This is a genomic window from Vibrio floridensis, from assembly GCF_021852965.1.
GTDB lineage: Bacteria > Pseudomonadota > Gammaproteobacteria > Enterobacterales > Vibrionaceae > Vibrio > Vibrio floridensis.
Window position 1 is genome coordinate 1 of the sequence record NZ_JAKGCY010000055.1, and the last position, 1,484, is coordinate 1,484.

Genomic DNA, 1,484 nt, shown 5'->3' on the forward strand with positions numbered 1-1,484 from the left:
AGCTTGAGTCTTTCTGTTTCCATTTAAACCAGTCTCCAATTAAGGCTTATAACGCTGCGTTAAGGGGTGAATGCCGCCTAAACCAACTTTCCGCAGACCACTTTCACCACTAAAACTCACTGCATACCAAAAATGCCACGCGGCATGAATCCCTCTTGAACGCCTTGTTATGTGATTGTTGCGTAAGAATTACAAGCTCTACACGCGTACAATGATATGCACCCCGTAAACTATAATAAAATGGACATTACATGAAAGCCCTTATTTATGAAACGCTTGTAAACCTTACCAACCAAGACCCAGAACAGCATGCAACCATAAGACAAAACCTTTATGAACAGTTGGATTTGCCTTTCGATAAACAATTGGCTTTGTATGCAGGTGCTCTCGGGCCGGCCAGCTCAGGAAAATTAGAAAACCACGAAGCTATCAGTAATGCTGTAGATAGAGTTGTTCAATTATTAGAAATTCCTGAACACTGATCTCCTTACCACTTCTAAAACGGCTCTTATCCCCAAGAGCCGTTTTAGCGACAGTCACATAACGCCGCGTTAAGGGGTGCAGGCACGCAATACAAAAGCTACCGCACAGTGCCGTAACCACTGAACCTAACGCAAACTGAAAATGCCACGCGTGCCAAATCCCACTTTAACGCTTTGTTATGCTTAAGCTTCAATGGCTTACGTTTGACCAGAACCAAGATTAACTCGACTTTGATTCACAAACAAAAGACAAAGATTAGAAAGCCGAAATGAATCATAGTTTTGATAATCAGACTTCGGATTTTGGCAAAACTGGCTTGGAGTTTAAAAACCAAAAATGGATTTCTGATTGAGCCAACCGCCCTAGCCGCGTAGTTGCTCAAGAATTGATTGAGGCAATTCTCTGAATTTCTAGCGCCAAAGAATAAGAGTCCGAAAAACAGCGCTCAAAAAAGCCGACTTGCCGACAAACACAAAACTGAAAAGCTGAGGGAACAAAGAAAACCATAAACCACTGATTTTATTTGATTAAGCATAACGCCCTGTTAAGGGGTGAGCAACGCAATACCAATGCCGCCGAATACCACCTTAAACACTAAAACCAACGCACAGTGAAAATGCCACGCGTTGCGAATCCCTCTTGAACAGTTTGTTAGGTGCGTAGCCAAAGTTGGTAAAAGTCGGTTTCATCGTGCTTGGGATTCTTGCGCAAGAACTCCCAACCATGGCGCTTATAGAATGTGAGGGCTCGATGGTTAGTTCGGCTTACTGAAAGTACAGCACGCAAACAACCCGCTTTACTCAAAGTGCTTACAATATAATCCTGCAATTTTGCAGCGAGACCTGAACCACGAAAATTCGGCTTTAAGTAAATGAGATGCACATAGCCAGTCTCAGGCTCGGGTGAAAAGCTACGAAATTCTAACTGCCCTGCAAACTGACCATCCACAAATATATGGATATAGAACCATCCTGATGTTGCTAACCGGTCTAATACTCGTT

At 43.1% G+C, this 1,484-nt stretch carries 2 protein-coding genes; one reads left to right on the top strand and one right to left on the bottom strand.

Annotated elements, in window-relative coordinates; genetic code table 11:
• The first annotated feature begins 251 nt into the window (after nucleotides 1-251).
• Complete coding sequence (locus tag LZU85_RS20785) at nucleotides 252-482, top strand: PAS factor family protein (protein WP_011150423.1); 231 nt, start codon at nucleotides 252-254, stop codon at nucleotides 480-482.
• 652 nt (nucleotides 483-1,134) lie between these two features.
• On the opposite strand, the gene LZU85_RS20795 is transcribed toward LZU85_RS20785, so the two are convergent.
• The coding region (locus LZU85_RS20795; protein WP_237288442.1) for a GNAT family N-acetyltransferase at nucleotides 1,135-1,484 on the bottom strand (350 nt) is incomplete at its 5' end.